Genomic DNA, 22,787 nt, shown 5'->3' with positions numbered 1-22,787 from the left:
GCAGAGATTTTCACCGAGTAGGAGACGGCATCAACTGCTTCGCCAAATACGGCGCCGTTCGGCTGTGTTTCGCACCTGCAACCTCATTCGGCGTGCCCGCCGCAACCACCCGGCCACCGTCGCTGCCGGCTCCGGGCCCGAGGTCGATCACCCAGTCCGCACCCGCGACCATCCGCATGTCATGTTCGGCCACCACCACGGTGTTGCCTGCGTCGACCAGGCGGTGCAGCTGGCGATCGAGTAGGTCCACATCGGCGGGATGAAGCCCCGTGGTCGGCTCGTCGAGGACGTACAGGGTATGCCCCCGGCGGGGTCTCTGGAGTTCGGAGGCGAGTTTGATCCGCTGCGCCTCGCCGCCGGACAGCTCGGTCGCGGGCTGTCCGAGCCGCAGATATCCCAGTCCGACCTCCCGCAACGTGGTCAGGCTCCGCGCCGCCTTCGTCACGTCGGCAAGAAAGTCCGAGGCCTCGTCGACGGTCATCGCGAGCACGTCGGCGATCGTGCGATCGCGGTAGCGCACCTCGAGTGTTTCGTCGGAGTAGCGCGCTCCTCGGCACGCCGGGCAGGTGGCGTATGTGCCTGGCAGAAACAATAATTCGACCGATACGAACCCCTCGCCCTGGCAGGTGGGGCAGCGCCCTTCGGCCACGTTGAACGAAAACCTGCCGGCTGTCCAACCGCGGCGACGGGCCTTGGCAGTCGCGGCGAATTCGTGGCGCACGGCGTCGAACAAGCCGGTGTAGGTCGCCAGTGTCGAGCGCGGCGTGCGTCCGATCGGGCGCTGGTCGACCGATACCAGCCGATTGATCGCCTCGACACCTTTTGCCGTCACGCCGACGCTGGCGTCGCGATCGAGATCGACGACCTCAGTGTCGGTTTCGTCGTCATCGGATGCGGCCGGCTCGGCAACGCGTCCGGTGCCCAGCTGGCTGTTCACGACGTCGCCGAGGACCTTGACGACGAGCGTCGACTTGCCTGAGCCGGACACCCCGGTGACCGCGGTGTACACACCAAGTGGCAGGTCCACATCGAGGTCCCGCAGATTGTGAAAGCAGATCCCGCGCAGCCGCAACTGCCCGCGCTGCGTGCGACGTTGACGAGGCGGCGAACCGGCCCCATCGAAAAGGTAGGTGCGAGTGACCGATTCCTCGATGTCGGCGAGGCCCGGCACCGGCCCGCTGTAGAGCACGTTTCCGCCGAGCTCTCCCGCCCCGGGTCCGACGTCGACGACCCAATCGGCGCGGCGTACCACGTCCATGTCGTGTTCGACCACGAAGAGCGAATTGCCGGCGCGCCGTAGGCGATCGAGCACATCGAGGAGCGGTTCGGCGTCCGCGGGGTGCAGTCCGGCCGACGGCTCGTCGAGCACGTACAGGACGCCGAACAAGCCGGCGCGCAGTTGGGTGGCCAGCCGCAACCGCTGCAATTCGCCGGGTGACACTGTCGGAGTGCGGCGATTAAGCGTGAGGTAGCCGAGGCCGAGATCGATGAGTACCTGCAGACGCGCGACAAGATCGGCGGCGATCATCGTGGCCACGTCCGTCAACTCACCGGATTCCGTTGACTCGTATGCGGCGGCGGCATCGGTCCGAGAAGCCGTCGGGCGCAGCGCGTCGGCGAGGTCGGCCAACGGCATACCCACGTAGTCGGCGATGTTGCGCCCCGCGAATGTCACCTTCAGCGCTTCCGGTCGCAGCCCGGAGCCGTCACATACGGGGCACTCGACGGTGTCGACGAATTGCAGCACCCGGCGCCGCATCATCGCGCTATGGGAGTTGGCCAGCGTGTGGCGGACATGACGTTCGGCACTGGAGAACGTGCCGTTGTAATAATAATCGGCTTGCACCGGGTGTTGGGCCGGATTGATTTCGACGGTTGGCTGCTCGTCGGTGAATAAAATCCAATCACGTTGCCGCTTAGGCAATTTCCGCCACGGCTTGTCGATGTCGTACCCCAGCGTGACCAGGATGTCGCGCAGGTTCTGGCCCTGCCACGCACCCGGCCACGCGGCAACGGCGCCTTCACGGATGGTCAGCGACGGGTCTGGAACCAGTGTCTCTTCGGTCACCCGATGGATTCGTCCCAGCCCGTGGCATTCTGGGCACGCCCCCACGGCGGTGTTCGGGGAGAACGCATCGGAATCGAGTCGTTCGGTGGTCCCCGGCGGGTAGGTCCCGGCGCGGGAGAACAGCATCCTCAGCAGGTTCGACAGGGTGGTGACGGTGCCGACCGTCGAGCGCGACGTCGCCGAACCCCGGCGCTGCTGCAATGCGACGGCGGGCGGTAGACCGGTGATGTCGTCGACCTTCGGCGCGCCGGCCGGCAGCAGCAGGCGCCGGGCGTATGGGGCGACCGATTCGAAGTAGCGACGCTGGGCCTCGGCATAGATGGTCCCGAAGGCCAACGACGACTTGCCAGATCCGGAGATCCCGGTGAACGCGACCAGCGCGTCGCGGGGCGCTACGACGTCGACACCCCGCAGATTGTGGACCCGCGTCCCGTAAACGCGCACGCACGAGTCGAGTTCATCCATGCGTCGTTCGGACATTGCCGTCATCGTGTCCACACGAGTACCCGCGCTGCAGCCGCGCAACCATGACCTTTGTTGCTGCACCCCCGGGTCCGGCCCCTACTGCCCCGTCCCGTTATGCCGAATCGCCGTCGGACGGCTTGCGCCGCTGGGCCGAGGCTGTGCCGGTCGGCGGCTGGCAACATCGCGGCCATGAATCAGGACCAGACCCTCGAAATGCCAGTCCCGCGTGGCGCCACCGACGACAAGACCGGCGTCGCTGTCGGCATCGGCTTGGTCAACGTAGACGCCTACATCGACTTCCAATGTCCCTTCTGTCAACAATTCGAACTGGATTCCGGCGACACAATCGACATGCTGCTGGACCGGCAGATAATTCGATTTGTCCGTCACCCGATGAACTTCTTGGACACCGCATCGACGACTCAATATTCGACCCGCGCGCCCGCGGCGGCGGCAGCTGCGTCGGACGCGAGACGATTCCACGAGTACGCCCGCGCGCTGTTCGAATATCAGCCGCCCGAGGGCGGCCCGGGCCTGACAAACGACCAACTCATCACTCTCGGACGAACGATCGGCGTCACCGATCCCTCGTTTGCCGACGAGATCCAGGAGGGCACATACATTCCCTGGACTGGCTTTGTGACTCAGCGCGCGCTCGAGGGCGGCATTGGCGGCACACCGAGCGTCTTTGTTCAGCGCAAACCGGTCCCGGCCCGACCGGATCTGATCCTAGCCGCGGTCGAACGCCTGGCGTGCTGACCTCAGCCGCCGTGCGTGAGCACATCCCATTCGGTCGCATCGAGAAGAATTGTCTCCCAACGATATTGACCAGGAGGTCGCCTACGCGAGCGCTGTGGGCGGCCATGCTCGATAGCCTTTACCGGGCGCTTCGCAGTGGCGACGGATGCTTGTCGTCTAGTTCTTGATAGCAACCCGTCTGCGTAGGGGTGAGGCCAAAGCCGCGGCAGTCAGGCTGGTCAGTGCCGCCGCCGAAGGCTTTGGTGACCAGCGCAGTGCGGACATCGCCCAGCCGAGCGGCTTGTCGAGCTGTGGATCGGACCCGTTGTGGTTCGTGACCGTCTGCGATTGAGCCGCCGGCTCGGCGAAGATGTCGAGCATCGCCGGTAAGAATGCCCTCATGTCCTGTGGCCCCCGACTCGTCACGAGGTTGCGGTCACGCACCACCTCGCGGTCAAGCCAAGTGGCGCCGGCGTTCACCAAGTCGTCGCGGATGCCCGGCCACGAGGTCAACGTGCGCCCAGTGAGCAACCCTGCCGAGGCGAGCACCCAGGGACCGTGACACAACGTGACAATCGGCTTGCCGTCGTGATCGAACGCCCGGACAAAATCCCGCGCCGCAGCCGACTGCCGCAGCAGATCGGGGTTGATGAAGCCACCCGGAAGCAGCAACCCGTCGTACGAACCCGCGTCGGCGTCGGTGACAACCTTATCCACGCCGACCCGGCTGGCCGGCATGTGCAAATTCACCCCGCGGATGCGGCCGCGGCGCAGCGACACGACATCCACTTTCGCACCGGCTAATTGCAACGCGCGCAACGGAACTACCAGCTCCACCTTCTCGAAGCCATCGGCTGCCAACGCTGCTATTTTTCGTCCTGAAAGGCGTCGTGCCTGTGACATCGTGCTCTCCCGTCGGTCATGGCGCTTCCAGCGCCGGTTTACCTATCCCCCGTGTCGGCTGGTTGCTCAACCGACACGGGTGTGCTCGCTCGTGAGCGGCGAGTCCCTCAACGCGCCTGTCCTGCCAAGGCCGGACCGACCCGCGGACGCCGCCACAATTCCCACACCAATCGGCAACCCCCGATACCGGCGAGCAGGCCGAGCGCTGCGAGGGCGGGCATATGCAGCAACGCAGGCAGGGTCGCCGCCGCGACCACTCCGGTCACGGCGCGGTCCGCCGGGGCCTGCCGGTGGTCACGCCATCGATAGGCGACGTCAGCGAGGTAGAACAGCGCCATGCCGCCGCCCAGTGCGATCGCGGACAGCGGGGGCAGTGGGGCGGTGGCGCGCTCGATGGTGGCATGCGCTCCGACCGCGAACAGCATGATGCCGGCAACGAGGGGTAGGTGTAGGTAGCTGTAGGCGTCACGGGCAAGGTGGGCCCGTTCCGTACCGGTGGCCTGCTCCAGCCGTTGTCGCGCTCCGGACGTGAGACCGAAGTAGGTCCACCAGAACGTGGCCATCACGACCACACCCAACACCAGAGCGGTGATGACCTCCCACCGGCCGAGATCCCTTGCGGCCCCGCCCAATCCCACCACGACCTCGCCGAGCGCAATGATGATGATCGAGCCGTGACGCGAGACGAAGTAGGACGGCGAGACGCGGAATCCACCGAGTCCGAGCACGCCCGGTGCGCCGTAGTCGATCACCGCCGCGGCTACCCACAGCAGTTCGCGGCCCGGCGAGTCAACGAAGGCGGCGGCCACGATGCAAGCGGGGGCGGCCACGAATGCCGGCGCTATTCGCCGAGTGCCGCGCCGCAACGCGGTGTCCTCGTGCGACGAGAGGGCGACGAACTTCACCACATGGATCAACCGCACCACCAGCAGGGCGATCGCGAACACCAGCGCACCCGGCCCGAACGCTGCGGGAAGCGCTGCTGCCGCAATGAGCATTGCGGCCATCGCAGCGATGACCACCGCTTCGTGCCACACGTTGGCCGTGTCGAAGGTATTGATGAGCCAGGTGTAGCCCACCCAGGCCCACCACACCGCAAGTAGCGCCAACGCGGCCCGCCCGAAACCCGTCGGCGAAAGATCGCGCACCACAAGTAGCGTGACCTGCGACATGGCAAAGGTGAACACGAGATCAAAGAACAATTCGAGGTTGCCCTCGGAGCGCGGACCCGCGTCGCGAGTCGAGCTTTCGTCGTCACCACCCATGGCATCGGTCCCCCCTTCGTGCATCAACGCGCCGAGCAATCATCGAATCGCTGACCGCACGACTAGACGACCAGCCGCTCCCCACGCACCGGAAGCGCCATCACCCGGAATAACCCGAAAAATCCGAGTCAATCGCGGAGACCCGCTGGGTGTCACCGATTAGTCATCCGGTCAGCCGGCTCTAGACTTCGGCGCCTCCACGCCCCGCGGTCAATCCGCTGATCCACGGAGCGCCAACGTCATCCGAACGACTCTCACGCATCAGCCGACAACACCGTCAGGCGTCACCCAGGACCGAAGTTCAAGCACAAGCCGAGTCGCACTTCTCTGAGTCATGCGGGGGCTGCGGAGAAGGTAGCCGGTCGACCATAGAAATGCCGGAGTGGAAACAATCCGGTCTTCAGCGCGGAGTTGTTCGGTCCAGCCGCGCAGTTATCCCGGGTCGAAACCGATGCTGATGCGGCGGCGCTCGCCAAGGCTACACCTTTCGCAGTCGGTGGCTCGGTGTGGTGCAGCCGAGCCGGATTATTCGGCTAGAAACCGTTGCCAACGCGTAATGACAGCGAATGAAGAGCGAACCGGACCAGAAGAAACCCCAGTGGCCGCGCAGTGTGCTCGGGTCGAAGCGGGGTACGTCATAACGCAAGCCAAAAGGCCGATCCGAACCTTCGCGAAAAGGCGGTCGAACAATGAACAGAACCCCGTCAGTGCCCTTGCGCTCAGGTGAGAAGATCGCCGCCCTCGGGCAGGGAACTTGGCATTTTGCCGAAAATCCGGCGAGGCGGGCCGAGGAGGTGGACTCGATCCGGCTGGGCCTCGACTTGGGGATGACGGTGATCGACACCGCGGAGATGTACGGCAACGGCGCGTCGGAGACCTTGGTGGGCGAGGCGATCGCCGGACGACGCAGCGAAGTGTTCCTCGTCGATAAGGTGCTCCCCCACCATGCGACCCGGGAAGGCACCGTTCGCGCGTGCGAGGCAAGCCTGGCCCGGCTCGGCGTCGACTACATCAACCTTTACCTCCTGCATTGGCGAGGCCCCATCCCGCTGGTCGAGACAGTCGAAGGCTTCGCCGAATTGAAGCAAAACGGGATGATCCGCCACTGGGGCGTAAGCAATTTCGACATCGACGACATGGTCGAACTTGTGGGCGTCCCAGGAGGTGATGAGGTCCAGACCAATCAGGTCCTCTACAACCTGACCCGCCGAGGCCCGGAGTACGCGTTGTTACCGTGGCTGGCTCAACATCAGATCACGCCCATGGCCTACTCGCCGATCGAGCAGGGCCGGCTGCTGGAGCACCCGGCGCTTCAGCCGATTGCGCTGCAACACAATGCGACTCCCGCACAAATCGCGCTAGCCTGGGTGCTTCAACACGACGGCGTCAACGCCATTCCACGCGCCGGGACGCCTGCCCATGTTCGCCAAAACGCCGCCGCCCGCGACATCGAACTGACCCCTGATGAGCTGCATGCGCTCGATCAGGCCTTTCCGCCGCCTACCCGGGCGCGCCGGCTCGAGGTTCTGTGACAGCGTTGTCTCTACCTGTCGCCCTGTGGGCAGGGTGGTGTGCGGTTGGCCCGCGGATTCTCTCGTCGAACGCGGGCGCCCCACGATGCGCCTGCGACCTCCGGTACACGTATGCGCCGTTGTCTCGATCGGCCGGCCGTCATGAACCGTCGCAGGCGACGACAGGGCACGCGTCGATCATGGTTGCGGCAAATGCGCTGGACCGCTCCGGAGGAGCCGGCGGCGCGTTCGAGCCGCCAGAAGCCGACGTCCAGCAAGTCCCATAGTGGCCAGGGGCGGGATCGAACCGCCGACCTTCCGCTTTTCAGGCGGACGCTCGTACCGACTGAGCTACCTGGCCGGAAGGCATGTATTGCCTCGCCGAAGTGGCGACCCTGACGGGACTCGAACCCGCGACCTCCGCCGTGACAGGGCGGCGCGCTAACCAACTGCGCCACAGGGCCTTGCTCTGCTCCGCGTCACCGCGTCGCGTACCCCCAACGGGATTCGAACCCGTGCTACCGCCGTGAAAGGGCGGCGTCCTAGGCCACTAGACGATGGGGGCCAGAACCGAATCACTCCGGGGTACTCACAACGAGGTTTCGTTAGGAGCCACGTCAGCTTAGGTCACCGCGGGCCCAATCCTCAAACGAGCCCCGTTTAGGGCCCAAGTATCCTGAATCTCCGCGGCCCCTATAGCTCAGTTGGTAGAGCTACGGACTTTTAATCCGCAGGTCCCAGGTTCGAGCCCTGGTGGGGGCACCGGCGCGTGGCGGTGGCGTTGAGCCGATCGGGCGCTCATCGCCCGAGCACCGCGCTGCTGTAGGTCACGTCGGCGAAGGCCTGGGCGACCTCGTCGTCGGCGTAGGCGAAGCCGTTGGCCGCGTGCAATTCCGCGACGGTGCGTGACGAAGTCCGCCAACCCCGCTGGCTGAGGTGGTCGACGATGTGGCTGCGCTCACCGTGATAGACGAGGTCGTTGAAGTCGACCTCGAAGCCCAGCTCGCTCATCCGGTCGTGGTGGGCGCGCCAGCGCGGGTCGGTGAAAACGGCGGTGTCGGGCACGAAGTCGAAGGCCAGCCGGCTGCCCGGCGCGCTGAGGGCGGTGATGTTGTCGAACAGCGCGTCCTGGGCCGCCTCGGGCAGATACACCAGCAGCCCCTCGGCGCTCCAGGCTGACGGAGCCCGCGGATCGAATCCCGCCTCGCGCAGCGCCGTCGCCCAGTCGTCGCGCAGGTCGACGGCGACGGTGCGCCGCTGGGCGGTCGGCTCGGCACCCAGATCCTCGAGGGTCAAGGTCTTGAACTCGATCACCTCCGGCATGTCTACCTCGTAGACGAGGGTGCCGGCCGGCCACGGCAGCCGGTAGGCACGCGCGTCGAGCCCCGACGCGAGGATCACCGCCTGACCGGTGCCGCTGCGCGTGGCCTCCAGGAAGAAGTCATCGTAAAACCTTGTACGGCAGGCCATTCCCCGCGCCATTCGCTGCGGGTCGAACTGGGAGGTCCCGCCGGCCGGGATCTCGCCGTTGACCAGCCGGACGTAGACGTCGATCCCAACGGCGCGCACCAGCGGCGCCGCGTAGGGGTCGTCGATCAACTTCGCGTCGGAGGACAGAGCCCGCTGCGCCGCAACCATGGTCGCCGTCGCGCCCACGCTGGTCGCCAGGTCCCAACGATCACGATCGGTGCGCGCCATGGTGCTCCCTCATCCGACGCGAATTAAATAGACAATCTAGTCAGTATCACAGGACCGGCCCCCCGCGCGGGACTACCCTGCGACCTGTGACCGACTTCGCCCAGCGGACGATCGACCTGGCCCGCCGAAACGTCGCGGAGGGCGGTCGCCCGTTCGCCACCGTGATCGTCCAGGACGGCGAGGTGCTCGCCGAGAGCGCCAACAGGGTGGCGCAGACGAACGACCCGACCGCCCATGCAGAGATCCTGGCCATCCGCGAGGCGTGCGTGAAGCTGGGCACCGAGCACCTGGTCGACACCACGATCTACGTCATGGCGCATCCGTGCCCGATGTGCCTGGGGTCGCTGTACTACTGCTCACCGAAGGAAGTCGTCTTTCTGATCACCCGCGAGTCGTACGAGGACTACTACCTCGACGACCGCAAGTACTTCGAGGTGTCCACCTTCTACGACGAATTCGCCAAGAGCTGGGACCAACGGCGCCTGCCCATGCGCTACCAGCCCCACCAGGACGCGGTGGACGTCTACCGGTTCTGGAACCAGCGCAACGGCGGTCAGCGCCGGTCCACGGTGGTCCCCTCACCCTGAGCGCGCGCCGTTGGCAGCGGGCCCAATCTTGATTACTATTTGCGTATGCATGCAGGTAGTAGTGCAGGCCGGTTGCCCGACGATCAGACCAGCCTGGTGGTCGAGGTGTTCCGGATGTTGGCCGACGCCACCCGCGTGCAAGTGCTGTGGGCACTGACCGAGCGCGAGATGTCGGTCAACGAACTCGCCGAGCATGTGGGCAAGCCGGCGCCATCGGTCTCCCAGCACCTGGCGAAGCTGCGGATGGCGCGGCTTGTCCGTACCCGCCGCGAGGGAACCACGATTTTCTACAGCCTGGAGAACGAGCACGTCCGGCAACTCGTCACCGACGCCGTCTTCAACGCCGAGCACGCGGGACCGGGCGTGCCCGGCCATCACCGCAGGGACGGCGGCCTGAAGGCAGTCAGCGAATCAGCGCAACCGCCGACCCGGCGGAACAGCGGCACCAAGTGATTGATCCGAGGAGACACCGATGACCGAGCAGCACGACCACGATCAGCCCCACGCGCACGAGCATGAGCACGGCGACGTGAGTCACGCACATGCGCACACCGCGCACGAGCATGACCATGTCCAGCATGAGCACCAGCACAGTCACGCCGACGGCACCGAGCACAGCCATCAGCACGTACACCAGGCCGGCTTAGAGGACGCGCACGGTCACGTCCACCCCTAGCGGCGCCCAAGACGACACTGGGCAGTAATGCTTTGGGTCGCCGCGTTCGTCCAGCGGCGGCAGATTGCGTGCCGGCGTCTGGGGCAGCGGCGCGTCGGACGGGATCCGCCCGGACGCGCGGTCGAGGCCGGCGCGCGCCCGCGGGTGCTTGCGGTACCTGGGCGGCACAAACGCGAAGACCAGCCGCACCAGATTGCCAAAGCGCCGGTGCAGCCACTCGTCGCGACGGGTCCACTCGAAGCCCAACCGTTCACGAACGGCCGGGTGGTACAAACCGACCGTGAGCCAGATGAAGAACGGCCGCGACCGCTTGGTCAGGCCGCCCCACAGCCACTTCGGGAGCCAGGGAGCGATCGGCAGCTTGTCATAGATGGTCAGATCGAGCACGGCCCGCGTCGCATAATTGTCCTCTAACACGTTGCGGCACATGTGATCCCAGTAGGCCTGAAACTCTTCCCAAGTCTCGGGCACCGGGCGCATGCTCATCCCGTACATGCGGTACCACTGGATGTGTTCGTCGAAGAGTTGGCGCTTGTCGGCCTCCGTCAGGCCGGCGCCGAACCGCTCGGCCACCAGGATGGTGCCCATGAAGAACGTGGAGTGCGCCCAGTAAAAGACGTCGGGGTTCAGTGCGTGGTACCGGCGCCCTTGGCTATCGACGCCCTTGATGTCGGTGTGGTAGTCGCGAACCTCAGCACCCGTCGTCGGAGCACGGTCTCCGTCGAAGACCACCCCGCCGATCGGATACAACGACCGCATCACCCGCGGCAAGGGTTCGCGAAAGAACGTCGAGTGTTGCTCCACCGCGGCGCCCAACTGCGGGTGCATGTTCTGCATGGATCCCGCGAACGGGCCCTGCAGCATGCCGCGCCAATCACCGAAGTACCGCCACGTCAGCGAGTCGGGCCCCAGCGGGACGGGCGGTGCCTCGTACCCCAGCGGGGACACCGGGCAGCCAGCGGCCACGCCGGGCGGGCCCGATTCGCCGCTGGTCGGCGCCCGGGATCCGGACGTATGTTGGGTCACTATCGGTTTCCTGTAGGTATCTGCAAAACTGACTACACGCGTTGTCAGTTCTAGCTTAGGAGCGATGTGCAGTCCGGTCAACGACGGGGCCGGTGGACCGGCGTCCCCCTGGGGGATCGCCTCACCCTCCGTCGCGACAACCTGATCGCCGCGGGTGTGCAATTGCTCGGTAGCGGCAACCGGCCCGCGCTGACCGTGCGTGCGGTGTGCCGCGAGGCCGCCCTGACCGAGCGGTACTTCTACGAGAGCTTCTCGGACCGCGACGAATTCGTGCGCGCGGTCTATGACGACGTGTGTACGCGCGCGATGAACACGCTGACTTCGGCGAATACCCCGCGGGAAGCCGTCGAAAAGTTCGTCGAGCTGATGGTCGACGATCCGGTCCGCGGGCGCGTGCTGTTGCTGGCGCCTGCGGTCGAACCGGTCCTGACCCGGTCGGGTGCGGAATGGATGCCCAACTTCATCGAACTGCTTCAGCGCAAGCTGACGCGGATCGGCGACCCGGTACTGGAGAAGATGATCGCGACCAGCCTCGTCGGCGGCCTGTCGAGCCTCTTCACCGCCTACCTCAACGGGCAGCTCGGCGCCACGCGCAAACAATTCATCGACTACTGCGTCAACATGCTCTACATCACGGCCGCCCCGTATGTGCCCGCCCGCGACTTGGGCTAACGCGACTGCCGGTTTATCGAATGCGCCCCAGCGGCAACCCGTACGGCCTGAGCGGAACGCCTCACTGAAACGCCCCACCGATGTGGGATCTAACCGTTACGCGACGCGCGGCCAGGCAGCTTGATGCTACTGAGGTACACAGATATATTGACTGCTACCCGTCGACACAGATAACTGGAGGGCCTCCCATGTCAGCCGAGCTGACAAACCTACAGCTGCTGCACGAGCTCGAACCGGTGGTCGAGAAATGCCTCAACCGGCACGAGAGCATGCACAAAAACTGGAACCCGCATGACTACATCCCGTGGTCCGACGGCAAGAACTTCTACGCGCTGGGCGGCCAGGACTGGCACCCCGAGGAGAGCAAGCTCTCCGACCTCGCCCAGGTGGCGATGGTGCAGAACCTGATGACCGAAGACAACCTGCCGTCGTACCACCGCGAGATCGCGATGAACTTTGGCCTGGACGGCGCCTGGGGCCAATGGGTCAACCGGTGGACCGCCGAAGAAAACCGACACGGGATCGCGCTGCGCGACTACCTGGTGGTGACCCGCGCCGTGGATCCCGTCGAGCTGGAGAAACTGCGCATCGAGGTGGTGAACCGTGGGTTCAGCCCCGGCCAGAACCAGCAGGTCCGGGCCGACCTGTTCGCCGAGAGCCTGTTCGACTCCGTCATCTACGTGACCTTCCAGGAGCTGGCGACCCGGATTTCGCACCGCAACACCGGTAAGGCCTGCAACGAGACCATCGCCGACCAGTTGCTGCAGAAGATCTCCGCCGACGAGAACCTGCACATGATCTTCTACCGGGACGTCAGCGACGCCGGGTTCTCCGCGGCGCCCAACCAGGCGATGAAGTCGTTGCACAAGGTGCTGCGCAACTTCCAGATGCCTGGCTACCAGGTCCCTGAGTTCCGGCGCAAGGCCGTCTTCATCGCCGTCGGCGGGGTGTACGACCCCCGCATCCACCTCGACGACGTCGTCATGCCGGTCCTGAAGAAATGGCGCATCTTCGAGCGCGAGGACTTCACCGGCGAGGCGGCGGCGATGCGCGACGACCTCGCTTTGCTGATCAAGGAACTCGAGCAGGCCTGCGACAAGTTCGAGGTTTCGAAGCAGCGCCAGCTCGAGCGCGAAGCCCGCACCGGTAAGAGGACGACCGCGTTCGAGCTGCACCAAACCGCCGGCAAGCTGGCTATGAGCCGCCGGTAACCCAGCATTGCGCATCGGTCCCATCACGCTCGCCAGCCCGGTGGTGCTGGCCCCGATGGCGGGCGTCACCAACGTCGCATTTCGGACGCTGTGTCGTGAGCTCGAGCGGTCCAAGGTCGGCACGGTCAGCGGGCTCTACGTCTGCGAGATGGTGACGGCGCGCGCGCTCGTCGAGCGCCATCCGGTCACCATGCACATGACCACGTTCGCGAGCGACGAGTCGCCCCGCTCGCTGCAGCTCTACACGGTCGACCCTTCAACCACGTACGACGCGGCCAGGATGATCGTCGACGAGGGCCTGGCCGACCACATCGACATGAACTTCGGCTGCCCGGTGCCCAAGGTCACCAAGCGCGGTGGCGGCGCCGCGCTGCCATACAAGCGGCGGCTGTTCGGCCAGATCGTGGCGGCGGCCGTGCGCGCCACCGCGGGCTCGCAAGTGCCGGTGACCGTCAAGTTCCGCGTAGGCATCGACGACGAGCACCACACGCACCTCGACGCCGGCCGCATCGCCGAGACCGAGGGCGCCGCCGCGGTCGCGCTACACGCCCGCACGGCGGCGCAGCGCTACTCCGGTACCGCCGACTGGGAACAGATCGCACTGCTCAAGCAACACGTGACGACGATTCCGGTGCTGGGTAACGGCGACATCTACGACGCCAGCGACGCGCTGGCGATGATGGCCAAGACCGGATGCGACGGCGTCGTCATCGGCCGCGGCTGCCTGGGCCGCCCCTGGCTTTTCGCCGAACTCTCGGCCGCCTTCACCGGCAGCCCGGCGCCCACCCCGCCTACGTTGGGTGAAGTCGCCGACATCGTCCGCAGGCACGGGCGGTTGCTCGCCGCGCATTTCGGCGAGGACAAGGGCATGCGTGACATCCGCAAGCACATCGGCTGGTATCTGCATGGCTTTCCGGCCGGTTCGGAGCTGCGCCGGGCGCTGGCGATGGTCAAGACGCTCGATGAACTCGATTCTCTGCTAAGCCAATTGGACGCGACGGTTCCCTTCCCGGAAGCGGCCACCGGCCCCCGCGGCCGGCAGGGTTCACCCGCCCGGGTCGCGCTGCCCGAAGGGTGGCTGACGGACCCCGACGACTGCGCCGTGCCGGCCGGTGCCGACGTGATGCACTCCGGCGGCTGATCGACCGCTCGAAATCGCGTCCGGACCGATAACTCAGTACGATGTGGGCCTTGCTGCATTTGCGCGTTCTGCGGCGGGTCGGTAACACGTCTCCGCCCTAGCGCGACAAAGGAGTGCGACCCGCGGGTGGCACGAGCCGCAGCGCCGACAAAGCCGAGCGCTGGGACGGCATTGCGCACGGACACGCTGACATCCGCATCAGAGCTTCGGAGGCCGGTAGGACATGAGTGACGCCGAGGACGACGCCACTCGCGACGCTCGGCGCGCCGCGCTGGGCGCCGCCCCGTGGGAGCGGTTCTCGGCCCCCCCGGCCGACTACAGCCTGCACCTATGGCAGACCGATACCGCCGTCGAGACCGTCCAGCCGCCAGCGGCCGACGACGAAGGATCCGGGTCCCACACGGGCGGGGGGGTCAGCGTCGCCGAGCTGATCGCCAAGCTCGGCGCCCCGCCGACTGGCGGGTCCAAGCACCGCCGCGCCGCACAGGAGCCCGACCCCGCGCCCGCCGAGGCCGGATCGGAGATCCCGGTCGAGTTGCAAAAAACCCAGGTGATCGAGGACCTGGCCTACTCGCTCGACGCGGTCTCGGAGCTTCCCGACCTCGGGGCCGGCGACCGCCGCAACGGCGACGGACCGGCAACCGAGGGGCCTCCCGACGCTCACGCCCGTAAGCCGCGCCGCCACCACCGGCCGATGCTGCTGGCCGCTCGCTCGGTCGCGGCGCTGTTCGCCGTGCTGGCCGTGGCGTTGACCGGTGGGGCGTGGCAATGGAGCACGTCCAAGAACGCCCGGCTCAACACCGTCAGCGCGCTCGACCAGGGGTCCGATGACATCCGCGATCGCAATGGGCAATACGGCGACGAAGACTTCTTGATTGTCGGCCTGGACTCCCGGGCAGGCGACAACGCCAACATGGGCGCAGGCAGCACCGACGACGCCGACGGCGCCCGCTCGGACACGGTGATGCTGGTCAACATTCCGGCCAACCGCAAACGCGTGGTGGCGGTGTCGTTCCCCCGCGATCTGGCAATCACGCCGATGCAGTGCGAGGCGTGGAACCCCGAGACGGGAAAGTACGGGCCCCTCTACGACGCGAAGACCAAAAGCTGGGGCCCGAAGATGGTCTACACGGAAACCAAGCTGAACTCGGCGTTCGCCTTTGGCGGCCCGAAGTGTCTGGTGAAGGAAATCCAGAAGCTGTCGGGACTGAACATCAACCGCTTCATCGCCGTCGACTTCGCCGGGTTCGCCAAGATGGTCGACGCGCTGGGCGGTGTCGAGGTGTGCTCGAAAACGGCGCTGCACGACTATGAGTTGGGCACGGTGCTCGAACACGGTGGCCGTCAGGTGCTCGACGGCCCGACCGCCCTGAATTATGTGCGGGCCCGCCAGGTCACCACGGAAACCAACGGGGACTACGGCCGCATCAAGCGCCAGCAGCTGTTCCTGTCGTCGCTGCTGCGCTCGCTGATCTCCGCGGACACGTTGCTTGACCTCAACAAGCTCAACAACGTGGTCAACATGTTCATCAGCGACACGGTCGTCGACAACGTGCAATCGAAGGACCTGATCCAACTCGGTCAGTCGTTGCAGGGGATGGCGGCCGGGCACGTCACCTTCGTCACGGTGCCGACCGGCGTGACCGACCAGAACGGCGACGAACCGCCGCGCATGGCGGACATGCGGGCGCTGTTCGACGCCATCATCAATGACGATCCGCTGCCCGAGGAGAACGACCAGAACGCAAAGAGTTTGGGGACCTCCGACAAGTCGGGCCAGACGAAGGCGCCGGTCACCAAGCAATCGCCCGCCCCGACCGCGGCCCCGGAGGCCCGACACGAGCAGGTGACGACGACCACGCCCGGCGATGTCACAGTGCGGGTCTCCAACGCGACGACGCAGAGCGGGCTGGCCGCAACGGCGACCAGCCAACTCAAGCGCAACGGCTTCAACGTAATGACGCCGGACGATTATCCGAGCCCGGTGAACACGACGACGGTGTTGTTCTCGGCGGGCAACGAGCAGGCCGCGGCGACCGTCGCATCCTCGTTCGCCAACGCGAAGGTCCAGCGGGTTTCCGGCTACGGGCAGGTGGTTCAGGTGGTGCTCGGCCCCGACTTCAAGTCGGTCGCCACCCCACAGCCGAGCGGTTCATCGATCAGCCTGCAGATCGAGCGTGGCTCGGGCAGCGCGCCGGCCAAGCTCCCCGAGGACCTGACGGTCACCAACGCCGCCGACACCACCTGCGAGTAAGCGCTTTTGGGCGCTCCACCGCCCGTTTCCGCCCCCAAGAACGTAGGCTTGGCGGTATGCGGACCGCCTACCACGAGCAGCTCGCGGAGTTATCCGAGCAGCTCGGCGAGATGTGCGGGCTGGCGGGTATCGCCATGGAGCGGGCCACCCAAGCCCTGTTGCAGGCCGACCTGGTCTTGGCCGAGCAAGTGATCTCCGACCACGAGAAGATCGCCACGCTGAGCGCCCGCGCCGAGGAGAGCGCGTTTGTGCTGCTGGCCCTGCAGGCGCCGGTCGCCGGTGATCTGCGGTCCATCGTGAGCGCGATTCAGATGGTGGCCGACATCGACCGGATGGGCGCCCTGGCCCTGCACGTCGCAAAGATCGCCCGCCGCAGGCATCCTCAGCACGCGCTCCCCGAAGAGGTCAATGGCTACTTCGCCGAAATGGGCCGCGTCGCAGTCGAATTGGGCAACAGCGCGCAAGAGGTGGTGATGTCCCGCGATCCGGAAAAGGCCGCCCGGATTCGCGAAGAGGACGACGCGATGGACGATCTGCACCGCCACCTGTTCTCGGTGTTGATGGACCGCGAATGGAAGTACGGTGTTGCAGCCGCGGTCGATGTCACCCTGCTGGGCCGGTTCTACGAGCGCTTCGCCGACCACGCCGTCGAAGTGGCCCGGCGCGTCATCTTCCAGGCGACCGGAAAGCTGCCCGAAGAGGAGACTAAACCGGCCCCGCACTAGCCGACCGGGTCAGCCGAAGCGGCCGGAGATGTAATCCTCCGTCGCCTTCTGGCTGGGGTTGGAGAAGATCTTCTCGGTGTCGTCGACCTCGATCAACCTCCCCGGCTTGCCGACGGCCTCCAAGTTGAAGAACGCGGTGTAGTCGCTGACCCGGGCCGCCTGCTGCATGTTGTGGGTGACGATGACGATGGTGTAGTCCTGCTTGAGCTCGCTGATCAGTTCCTCGATGGCCATCGTCGAGATCGGGTCCAGCGCCGAGCACGGCTCGTCCATGAGCAGCACGTCGGGCTGCACGGCGATCGCCCGCGCGATACACAGGCGCTGTTGCTGACCGCCGGAGAGACCGCCGCCCGGCCTGTCCAACCGGTCCTTGACCTCATCCCACAGGTTCGCACCGCGCAAGGAGTACTCGGCCGTCTCGTCGAGCACCTTGCGATTGCGCACGCCCTGCAGCTTCAATCCGGCCACCACGTTGTCACGAATCGACATGGCGGGGAACGGATTCGGCCGCTGGAACACCATTCCGATCGCCCGGCGCACGCCCACCGGGTCGACTCCGGCGCCATAGATGTCCTCGTCGTCGAGGAGCACACTGCCGTCAACCCGTCCGCCGGGGACCACCTCATGCATCCGGTTGAGCGTGCGCAGCACTGTCGTCTTGCCGCAGCCCGACGGGCCGATGAACGCGGTGACGCTGCGCGGCAGGATCGACAGCGTCACGTCCGCGACCGCGTGAAACGAACCGTAATAGATGTTTACGGCTTTGAGGTCCAACCGTTTGGCCACTTACTGCTCCCGCCTATGACTTCTTAGTACCAAGGAATTTCGTTATCACTCGGGCCCCGACATTGATTGTGGCGATCACCAGGATGAGGGTCAGGGCGGCACCCCACAACCGATCCGTGGGGACCGGGCTCACGCCCGCGCCGGCGCTGGTCTGGTTGTACATCATGCCGGGGAGCGTCCCCATGAAGCCACTGAAGATGTCGAAGTTCATAGACTGCGCGTAGCCGACCAGGATCAGCAACGGGGCCGTCTCGCCCATCACCCGGGCCGTCGCCAGCATGACACCGGTGATGATGCCCGACAGCCCGGTGGGGATCACCACCCGCAGGATCGTCTTCCACTTCGGGACGCCCAGCGCGTAGCTGGCCTCCCGCAGATCCACCGGGACGATCCGCAGCATCTCCTCGGTGGCTCGCACGATCACCGGGAGCATCAGCAAGACCAGCGCCAGCGACACCGCGAACTGAGAACGGGGAAGGCCCAGCGTCGCCACGAACAGGGCGTAAATGAACAACGCCGCCACGATCGAGGGCACGCCGCTCAGGATGTCGACCATGAACGTGGCCAGCCTGCCCAGTGCGGTGCCGCCGCCGTATTCGACCAGATAGATGGCGAGCATGAGGCCGACCGGGATGGAGATGAGCGCGCACACCAGTCCCTGCAACACAGTGCCCACGATCGCGTGGTAGGCGCCGCCGCCGGCCACGAAAGCGGTCATGCCCGCCTGCGAGTGCGTCCACCAAACGGTCGAGGCGATCGCCCTAAATCCCTTGGCGACCACCGAGTACAGCACCAACAGCAGGGGCGTCACCGCGATCACCATCGACAGCGAAACCAGCGCCAGCGCAACGTGATCCGCTGCCCGGCGCCGCCGGCTGGGCCGCGAGAACGTGCGCGGCTTCAGCGGGCGGTCCAACATCGAGGTCATCGGGCGCCCCATCGGGTCCGGGCCGCGGCGCCGCGCGCGAGGGCGTCGACGAGGAAGGTGAGCACGAACAGCGCCAACCCCGCGGCGATGTACGCGCCTGCCTTGTATTGATCGTTGAACTGGGCGACGGTGCCCGCGATCTTGGTCGCGACGGTCGAGCCCCCGTCGAACAGCGACCAGCCGAACATGGACTGGGTCCCGCGCAGGATGATCAGCAGCGCGACCGTCTCCCCCAGGGCGCGGCCCAGCCCCAGCACCGCCGCGCTGATATAACCCGACCACCCGAACGGCAGCACGATCGTCTTCACCACCTCCCAGCGGGTGGCGCCGAGCGCCAGCACGGCCTCGATCTGCTCGTGCGGCGTCTGGATGAACACCTCGCGGGTGACGGCGGTGATGATCGGCAGGATCATGACCGACAGGACGATGCCGCCGGTGAAGATGGTGCCGCCGCCGGCCACCGACGTGTTGCCGTCGGCGAACAGGAAGCACCAACCCAGCGATCGGTTCAGCCAGGTGGCGACGGGTCGCAGCTGCGGCGCCAGCACGTATAGGCCCCACGCACCGTAAATGATGGACGGGACCCCGGCCAGCAGATCGACGGCGTAGGCCAACGGGCCGGCCGTGCGCCGCGACGCGTACTGCGTGATGAATATGGCGACACCCAGCGCGACCGGCATAGCCAGCAGCAACGCGAACGCAGATACGAACACGGTGACCTTCAGCAGATCGGAGATGCCGAAGTGCATCGCCGAGGTGTCGGTGGTGACCCAGTTGCCGTCGTAGGTGAAAAAGTTCTCCCGGTTGCGCTGCAACGCCGGTATCGCCCGCAGCAACAGGAATCCGCCGATCGCGCCGATCACCACCACGATCAGCAGGGCCGAACCGTTGGCGAGCCACCGGAACGCCCGATCCCCGACATGGGGCCGGGCCTTCCCCCATGGACTGATCGGGATCAGCGGCGCCTCGGGGAAGGGCAAGGCCACGGTGGCGCCCGAACCGGCGTCGGCGGGGTTAGGCGTGGTCACTGTGATCCCGGCACAGTTCTGTCGCTCCTTAGGCCCGGGTCCGCTTGGTCACTGCAGGGCGTTGATCGCGGCAACCAGCCGCTCTTTGACCTTATCGGGCAGCGGAACATAGCCGGCCGATGGAAGGTCGGCCTGCCCGCTGCCGGCGGCCACCGTGAGGAACGACTTGATCGCCCCGGAGCTGTCCGCGTCGGAGCCCTTCGAGCAGACGATCTCGTACGTCGCCAGAACCAACGGGTAGGACCGCGGGTCCTGGGAGCTGTACATCGGGTTCAGGTCGAGCACCAGGTCGTTGCCGTCGCCGACGAACTTGGCCGCCGTCACGGCGTTTCCGGCGGTCTCGTTGGTGAGCGGGATGACGCCACCCTTATTGGTGCCGATCTGCGCGTAGGGCAGGCCGGCCTGGTCGGCGAAGCCCTTCTCGACGTAGCCGATGGCGCCCGGGGTGGCCCGCACTGCCTGCACGACACCGGCCGACTTGGTGGCCCCCTCGCCGACTCCGCCCTGGAACTCGGTGCCCACGCCCTTGGTCCAGCTCTGCGGTGCGGCGGCCGTCAGAAACTTCTGCACGTTGTCGGTGGTTCCCGACGAGTCCGTCCGGTAGACCGGCGTGATCTTGGTACCGGGCAGCACGACGCCGGGATTGAGGGCCGCCAGGATCGGGTCATTCCACGCCGTGATCCGCCCGCTGAAGATCTTGGCCAGCGCGTCACTGCTGACCACCAGGCCCGGCACCTCGACGAGGTTGTACACCAGGGCGATCGGCCCGAACACGAGCGGCAGGTCCCACGCCGGGTTTCCGTCGCAGCGTGCGGAGGCCGGACCGATCTGGTCCGCGGCCAGCGGGGAATCGGCGCCCGCGAAGTCGACATGGCCGGCGATGAACTGCTCGCGCCCCGCGCCGGAACCGGTCGGGTTGTACGCCACGCTCTTGCCCGGGCAGTACTGGCCCCAGACCTGGTTGAACAACGCCATCGCGTTCTGTTGAGCCGTCGAGCCCTCCGCCGTCAGCTTGTCCTTTCCGCCGCATCCCGCCGTGCCCGTGGGTCCGGAGACGCCCGCCGCCGACGCGCCGCGGCGGTTCTGATCGCTGCCACAGCCCGTCAGCGCGCCGCTGCCGACGGTTACCGCCACGACCAGCGCGGCCAGCGCTCTGCCTCCCCCGTCGAGCCTCACCGATCTCGCTTCCTGACCCGTTGTCGTGCCCGCGTGCCGCCGGCCGTCCCCAAAGAGGTTGCCAGGTCGTGGCGAAATATGCTCCTAGCCGACCCACGGCGACTTCTCGCGAGCAAGCGCAGGTGATCGGCCGGGCGGCCCGCGCTCGCCTGCCCGCGCATCGTCAGCCGGCCGAAGCGACCGCGTAGGCGGTGTCCACGCTGTAAGTGGTGAAGCCCAGGCGCTGGTAGGTGCGCACCGCGGCGCGGTTGTCGGACTCCACGTAGAGCAGCACGGTCGGGTCCGCCGAGCCGGCCAGCCGGTGCGCCAACGACTCGATGCCGATGGCCGTCAGCATCTGGCCCAGGCCGCGGCCCTGCGCGGCCGGGTCCACCCCCACGACGTAGACCTCCCCCAGGCCGGGCTGATCGGGGTGCACCTTGGTCCAGTGGAAGCCCAGCAGCTTGCCCGCCTGGTCGCTATCGGAGTCGTCGAATGCCAGGAACAGACCGGCGGGGTCGAACCACGGCTCGTCGCGCCGCTCGGCCAGCTGGACTTCGGTCCAGCCGCCCTGTTCGGGGTGGTGGACGAAGGCGGCGTTGTTGACGCGCAGCAACTCGGCGTCGTCGGGGGTGCCCGCGTAGGTGCGCACCCGCACACCGGGCACTGGGCGCACCAGGTCATGGGTGTCGCGCAGCGTGCGTCGCATCTGCAGCAGCTCTCGGACCGGAACCAGACCGAGCGCGGCGGCGGTGGCCCGGGCCGGTTCGAGCGTGCCGTGCGCCCAGAACCGGTTGGTCGCGGCGGTCTCGGCCAACGCCGCGCGCGCCAGCGCCGCCCCGAAACCGTGTCGCCGGGCGCGGGGGTGCACCACCAGTTCCGCCATCGGCGCGTCCGGGTCGCGGGACAGGTTGAGGTAGCCGACGACGACCCCGTCGGTCTCGGTGATGAGCAGGTGGGCGGTGCGGTCGTGCGGCAGTTCGCGCAGCACTTGTTCGCCGACAGGCGCGACCCCGTCGAATTCGGTTGCGGCCGTGATGAGTTCGCGCACCTGTCGTTGCTCGTCAGCGGTCAGCGCCGAGCGCCAGGCGGGCGCTGTCACTGACTGCGCAACGGGTCGCCCAGCGGCTGTTGCAGATCCTCGGACTCGGACTCGATGTCGTCGACGGCTTCGTCCTCAGCCGAGCCCGCGATCGGCGCGCGGCCTCGTGCCGGTCGGACGGCCTTGTAGCCGACGTTGCGGACGGTGCCGATCAACGCCTCGTATTCGGGGCCGAGTTTGGCGCGCAGGCGACGCACGTGCACGTCGACGGTGCGGGTGCCGCCGAAGAAGTCGTATCCCCACACCTCGTGCAGAAGCTGTGCGCGGGTGAAGACGCGTCCGGCGTGCTGGGCCAGGTATTTGAGCAACTCGAACTCTTTGTAGGTCAGGTCGAGCGGACGGCCCCGAAGTCTCGCGGTGTACGTTCCCTCGTCGATCACCAGCTCGCCGAGGCTCACCTTGCCGGCGCTTTCCTGGTCGGCCAGCCCGCCCCGGCGACCCACAACCAGTCGCAGCCGGGCGTCGATCTCGGCGGGCCCGGTGCTCGGCAACAGGATCTCGTCCAGCCCCCAGTCGGCGCTGACCGCCACCAGGCCGCCTTCGCTCACAACGGCCAGGACGGGGACGGAACGGCCGGCGGTGCTCAGCAGACGGCAAAGGCCGCGCGCCGACGACAGGTCGGTGCGCGCATCCACCAGCACGGCGTCCGCCGTCCCGGCCTCGAGCAACGAGGACGGTTCCGCCGGCGCCGTCCGGACGGCGTGGGGAAGCAACGACAACGACGGCAGGACCGGGTCGGGATGCAGCTCCGAGGTCAGCAGTAATAGCTCCAAGTAGCCCCTCCAGCTCGGGAGAACGGCATCTTCACAGTTCGCAACGCAACGACGCGTTAGTTGCCAGGTCATCTA

At 66.7% G+C, this 22,787-nt stretch carries 21 protein-coding genes and 4 tRNA genes; 11 read left to right on the top strand and 14 right to left on the bottom strand.

What is annotated here, in order from left to right; genetic code table 11:
* Positions 1 to 10 precede the first annotated feature (10 nt).
* Entirely contained in the window at positions 11 to 2,557 is a 2,547-nt protein-coding gene (locus ACEL92_RS04065; protein WP_374024356.1) for an ABC transporter, read from the bottom strand.
* Between the two features lie 165 nt (positions 2,558 to 2,722).
* On the opposite strand from ACEL92_RS04065, the gene ACEL92_RS04060 reads away from it, so the two are divergent.
* Positions 2,723 to 3,292, top strand: coding sequence for a DsbA family protein (locus tag ACEL92_RS04060; protein WP_374024355.1), 570 nt, complete (start codon positions 2,723 to 2,725; stop codon positions 3,290 to 3,292).
* 156 nt (positions 3,293 to 3,448) lie between these two features.
* Here the strand turns inward: ACEL92_RS04060 and ACEL92_RS04055 are convergent, their stop codons facing one another.
* A complete protein-coding gene (locus ACEL92_RS04055; RefSeq protein ID WP_374024354.1) occupies positions 3,449 to 4,174 on the bottom strand; it encodes a type 1 glutamine amidotransferase domain-containing protein in 726 nt (241 codons plus the stop codon).
* A gap of 107 nt (positions 4,175 to 4,281) precedes the next feature.
* Complete coding sequence (locus tag ACEL92_RS04050) at positions 4,282 to 5,439, bottom strand: low temperature requirement protein A (RefSeq protein ID WP_374024353.1); 1,158 nt, start codon at positions 5,437 to 5,439, stop codon at positions 4,282 to 4,284.
* Between the two features lie 689 nt (positions 5,440 to 6,128).
* Between ACEL92_RS04050 and ACEL92_RS04045 the strand changes: the two genes are divergently transcribed.
* The gene (locus tag ACEL92_RS04045; protein WP_374024352.1) at positions 6,129 to 6,971 is read left to right on the top strand and encodes an aldo/keto reductase; all 843 of its coding nucleotides are present in this window, start codon (positions 6,129 to 6,131) and stop codon (positions 6,969 to 6,971) included.
* Between the two features lie 266 nt (positions 6,972 to 7,237).
* Here the strand turns inward: ACEL92_RS04045 and ACEL92_RS04040 are convergent.
* The 3 genes from ACEL92_RS04040 to ACEL92_RS04030 form a co-directional block, all read right to left on the bottom strand.
* Positions 7,238 to 7,311: transfer RNA gene (locus ACEL92_RS04040), tRNA-Phe, on the bottom strand.
* A 26-nt stretch (positions 7,312 to 7,337) separates the two neighbouring features.
* A tRNA-Asp gene (locus tag ACEL92_RS04035) sits at positions 7,338 to 7,414 on the bottom strand.
* A gap of 28 nt (positions 7,415 to 7,442) precedes the next feature.
* Positions 7,443 to 7,515: transfer RNA gene (locus ACEL92_RS04030), tRNA-Glu, on the bottom strand.
* A 124-nt stretch (positions 7,516 to 7,639) separates the two neighbouring features.
* Here ACEL92_RS04030 and ACEL92_RS04025 point away from each other — a divergent pair.
* Positions 7,640 to 7,712: transfer RNA gene (locus ACEL92_RS04025), tRNA-Lys, on the top strand.
* A gap of 36 nt (positions 7,713 to 7,748) precedes the next feature.
* Here the strand turns inward: ACEL92_RS04025 and ACEL92_RS04020 are convergent.
* Positions 7,749 to 8,648 carry an SAM-dependent methyltransferase gene (locus tag ACEL92_RS04020; RefSeq protein ID WP_374024351.1) on the bottom strand — a complete coding sequence of 300 codons (900 nt, stop codon included), beginning with the start codon at positions 8,646 to 8,648 and terminating at the stop codon, positions 7,749 to 7,751.
* An 86-nt stretch (positions 8,649 to 8,734) separates the two neighbouring features.
* On the opposite strand from ACEL92_RS04020, the gene ACEL92_RS04015 reads away from it, so the two are divergent.
* Genes ACEL92_RS04015 through ACEL92_RS04005 form a run of 3 tightly spaced genes read left to right on the top strand, consistent with a single transcriptional unit; the run spans position 8,735 to position 9,911 of the window.
* Positions 8,735 to 9,235: a nucleoside deaminase gene (locus ACEL92_RS04015; RefSeq protein WP_374024350.1), complete on the top strand. Its 501-nt coding sequence runs from the start codon at positions 8,735 to 8,737 to the stop codon at positions 9,233 to 9,235.
* Between the two features lie 45 nt (positions 9,236 to 9,280).
* Positions 9,281 to 9,688: an ArsR/SmtB family transcription factor gene (locus ACEL92_RS04010; RefSeq protein ID WP_374024349.1), complete on the top strand. Its 408-nt coding sequence runs from the start codon at positions 9,281 to 9,283 to the stop codon at positions 9,686 to 9,688.
* Positions 9,689 to 9,707: 19 nt separating this feature from the next.
* A complete protein-coding gene (locus tag ACEL92_RS04005; RefSeq protein ID WP_374024348.1) occupies positions 9,708 to 9,911 on the top strand; it encodes a zinc transporter Slc39a7 in 204 nt (67 codons plus the stop codon).
* On the opposite strand, the gene ACEL92_RS04000 is transcribed toward ACEL92_RS04005, so the two are convergent.
* Positions 9,879 to 10,937 carry an oxygenase MpaB family protein gene (locus ACEL92_RS04000; RefSeq protein ID WP_374024347.1) on the bottom strand — a complete coding sequence of 353 codons (1,059 nt, stop codon included), beginning with the start codon at positions 10,935 to 10,937 and terminating at the stop codon, positions 9,879 to 9,881. The two genes, ACEL92_RS04005 and ACEL92_RS04000, sit on opposite strands and share 33 nt — an antisense overlap.
* Positions 10,938 to 11,003: 66 nt before the next feature.
* On the opposite strand from ACEL92_RS04000, the gene ACEL92_RS03995 reads away from it, so the two are divergent.
* The 5 genes from ACEL92_RS03995 to phoU all read left to right on the top strand — a co-directional run bounded on the left by ACEL92_RS03995 (position 11,004) and on the right by phoU (position 16,940).
* Positions 11,004 to 11,609: a TetR/AcrR family transcriptional regulator gene (locus ACEL92_RS03995; protein WP_374024346.1), complete on the top strand. Its 606-nt coding sequence runs from the start codon at positions 11,004 to 11,006 to the stop codon at positions 11,607 to 11,609.
* 188 nt (positions 11,610 to 11,797) lie between these two features.
* Positions 11,798 to 12,820 (top strand): acyl-ACP desaturase, encoded by a 1,023-nt coding sequence (locus ACEL92_RS03990; RefSeq protein ID WP_374024345.1) that lies wholly within the window; start codon positions 11,798 to 11,800, stop codon positions 12,818 to 12,820.
* 7 nt (positions 12,821 to 12,827) lie between these two features.
* Positions 12,828 to 13,961: a tRNA dihydrouridine synthase DusB gene (gene dusB / locus ACEL92_RS03985; RefSeq protein WP_374024344.1), complete on the top strand. Its 1,134-nt coding sequence runs from the start codon at positions 12,828 to 12,830 to the stop codon at positions 13,959 to 13,961.
* Between the two features lie 223 nt (positions 13,962 to 14,184).
* A complete protein-coding gene (locus tag ACEL92_RS03980) occupies positions 14,185 to 16,215 on the top strand; it encodes an LCP family protein (RefSeq protein ID WP_374024343.1) in 2,031 nt (676 codons plus the stop codon).
* A gap of 56 nt (positions 16,216 to 16,271) precedes the next feature.
* Positions 16,272 to 16,940: a phosphate signaling complex protein PhoU gene (gene phoU, locus ACEL92_RS03975; protein WP_374024342.1), complete on the top strand. Its 669-nt coding sequence runs from the start codon at positions 16,272 to 16,274 to the stop codon at positions 16,938 to 16,940.
* Between the two features lie 9 nt (positions 16,941 to 16,949).
* Here phoU and pstB read toward each other — a convergent pair whose 3' ends face one another.
* The 6 genes from pstB to ACEL92_RS03945 form a co-directional block, all read right to left on the bottom strand.
* The gene (gene pstB / locus ACEL92_RS03970) at positions 16,950 to 17,726 is read right to left on the bottom strand and encodes a phosphate ABC transporter ATP-binding protein PstB (protein WP_374024341.1); all 777 of its coding nucleotides are present in this window, start codon (positions 17,724 to 17,726) and stop codon (positions 16,950 to 16,952) included.
* Between the two features lie 13 nt (positions 17,727 to 17,739).
* On the bottom strand, positions 17,740 to 18,654 hold the full coding sequence (pstA, locus tag ACEL92_RS03965; protein WP_374024340.1) for a phosphate ABC transporter permease PstA: 915 nt from the start codon (positions 18,652 to 18,654) through the stop codon (positions 17,740 to 17,742).
* Positions 18,651 to 19,682: a phosphate ABC transporter permease subunit PstC gene (gene pstC, locus ACEL92_RS03960; RefSeq protein WP_374024339.1), complete on the bottom strand. Its 1,032-nt coding sequence runs from the start codon at positions 19,680 to 19,682 to the stop codon at positions 18,651 to 18,653. The genes pstA and pstC overlap by 4 nt, the downstream gene beginning before the upstream one ends.
* Before the next feature lie 48 nt (positions 19,683 to 19,730).
* Entirely contained in the window at positions 19,731 to 20,858 is a 1,128-nt protein-coding gene (gene pstS, locus ACEL92_RS03955; RefSeq protein WP_374024338.1) for a phosphate ABC transporter substrate-binding protein PstS, read from the bottom strand.
* Positions 20,859 to 21,021: 163 nt separating this feature from the next.
* Entirely contained in the window at positions 21,022 to 21,939 is a 918-nt protein-coding gene (gene mshD, locus ACEL92_RS03950; protein ID WP_374024337.1) for a mycothiol synthase, read from the bottom strand.
* Positions 21,936 to 22,712, bottom strand: coding sequence for a winged-helix domain-containing protein (locus ACEL92_RS03945; protein ID WP_374024336.1), 777 nt, complete (start codon positions 22,710 to 22,712; stop codon positions 21,936 to 21,938). Before ACEL92_RS03945 ends, mshD begins: the two co-directional genes overlap by 4 nt.
* Positions 22,713 to 22,787 lie beyond the last annotated feature (75 nt).

Source organism: Mycobacterium hainanense (assembly GCF_041890355.1).
In the GTDB taxonomy this organism is placed as follows: domain Bacteria; phylum Actinomycetota; class Actinomycetes; order Mycobacteriales; family Mycobacteriaceae; genus Mycobacterium; species Mycobacterium hainanense.
Note: the sequence above shows the minus strand (reverse complement) of the source record. Positions and strands in the feature narration are given on the sequence as shown.

What these genes read in the sequence shown, in the direction of transcription:
- ACEL92_RS04050 (WP_374024353.1), bottom strand. Translation starts at nt 5,439, where the DNA reads ATGGGTGGTGACGACGAAAGCTCGACTCGCGACGCGGGTCCGCGCTCC.
- ACEL92_RS04020 (WP_374024351.1), bottom strand. Translation starts at nt 8,648, where the DNA reads ATGGCGCGCACCGATCGTGATCGTTGGGACCTGGCGACCAGCGTGGGC.
- ACEL92_RS04045 (WP_374024352.1), top strand. Translation starts at nt 6,129, where the DNA reads ATGAACAGAACCCCGTCAGTGCCCTTGCGCTCAGGTGAGAAGATCGCC.
- ACEL92_RS03990 (WP_374024345.1), top strand. Translation starts at nt 11,798, where the DNA reads ATGTCAGCCGAGCTGACAAACCTACAGCTGCTGCACGAGCTCGAACCG.
- ACEL92_RS04010 (WP_374024349.1), top strand. Translation starts at nt 9,281, where the DNA reads ATGCATGCAGGTAGTAGTGCAGGCCGGTTGCCCGACGATCAGACCAGC.
- pstA (WP_374024340.1), bottom strand. Translation starts at nt 18,654, where the DNA reads ATGACCTCGATGTTGGACCGCCCGCTGAAGCCGCGCACGTTCTCGCGG.
- ACEL92_RS04005 (WP_374024348.1), top strand. Translation starts at nt 9,708, where the DNA reads ATGACCGAGCAGCACGACCACGATCAGCCCCACGCGCACGAGCATGAG.
- ACEL92_RS04065 (WP_374024356.1), bottom strand. Translation starts at nt 2,557, where the DNA reads ATGACGGCAATGTCCGAACGACGCATGGATGAACTCGACTCGTGCGTG.
- phoU (WP_374024342.1), top strand. Translation starts at nt 16,272, where the DNA reads ATGCGGACCGCCTACCACGAGCAGCTCGCGGAGTTATCCGAGCAGCTC.
- ACEL92_RS04060 (WP_374024355.1), top strand. Translation starts at nt 2,723, where the DNA reads ATGAATCAGGACCAGACCCTCGAAATGCCAGTCCCGCGTGGCGCCACC.
- ACEL92_RS04055 (WP_374024354.1), bottom strand. Translation starts at nt 4,174, where the DNA reads ATGTCACAGGCACGACGCCTTTCAGGACGAAAAATAGCAGCGTTGGCA.
- ACEL92_RS03980 (WP_374024343.1), top strand. Translation starts at nt 14,185, where the DNA reads ATGAGTGACGCCGAGGACGACGCCACTCGCGACGCTCGGCGCGCCGCG.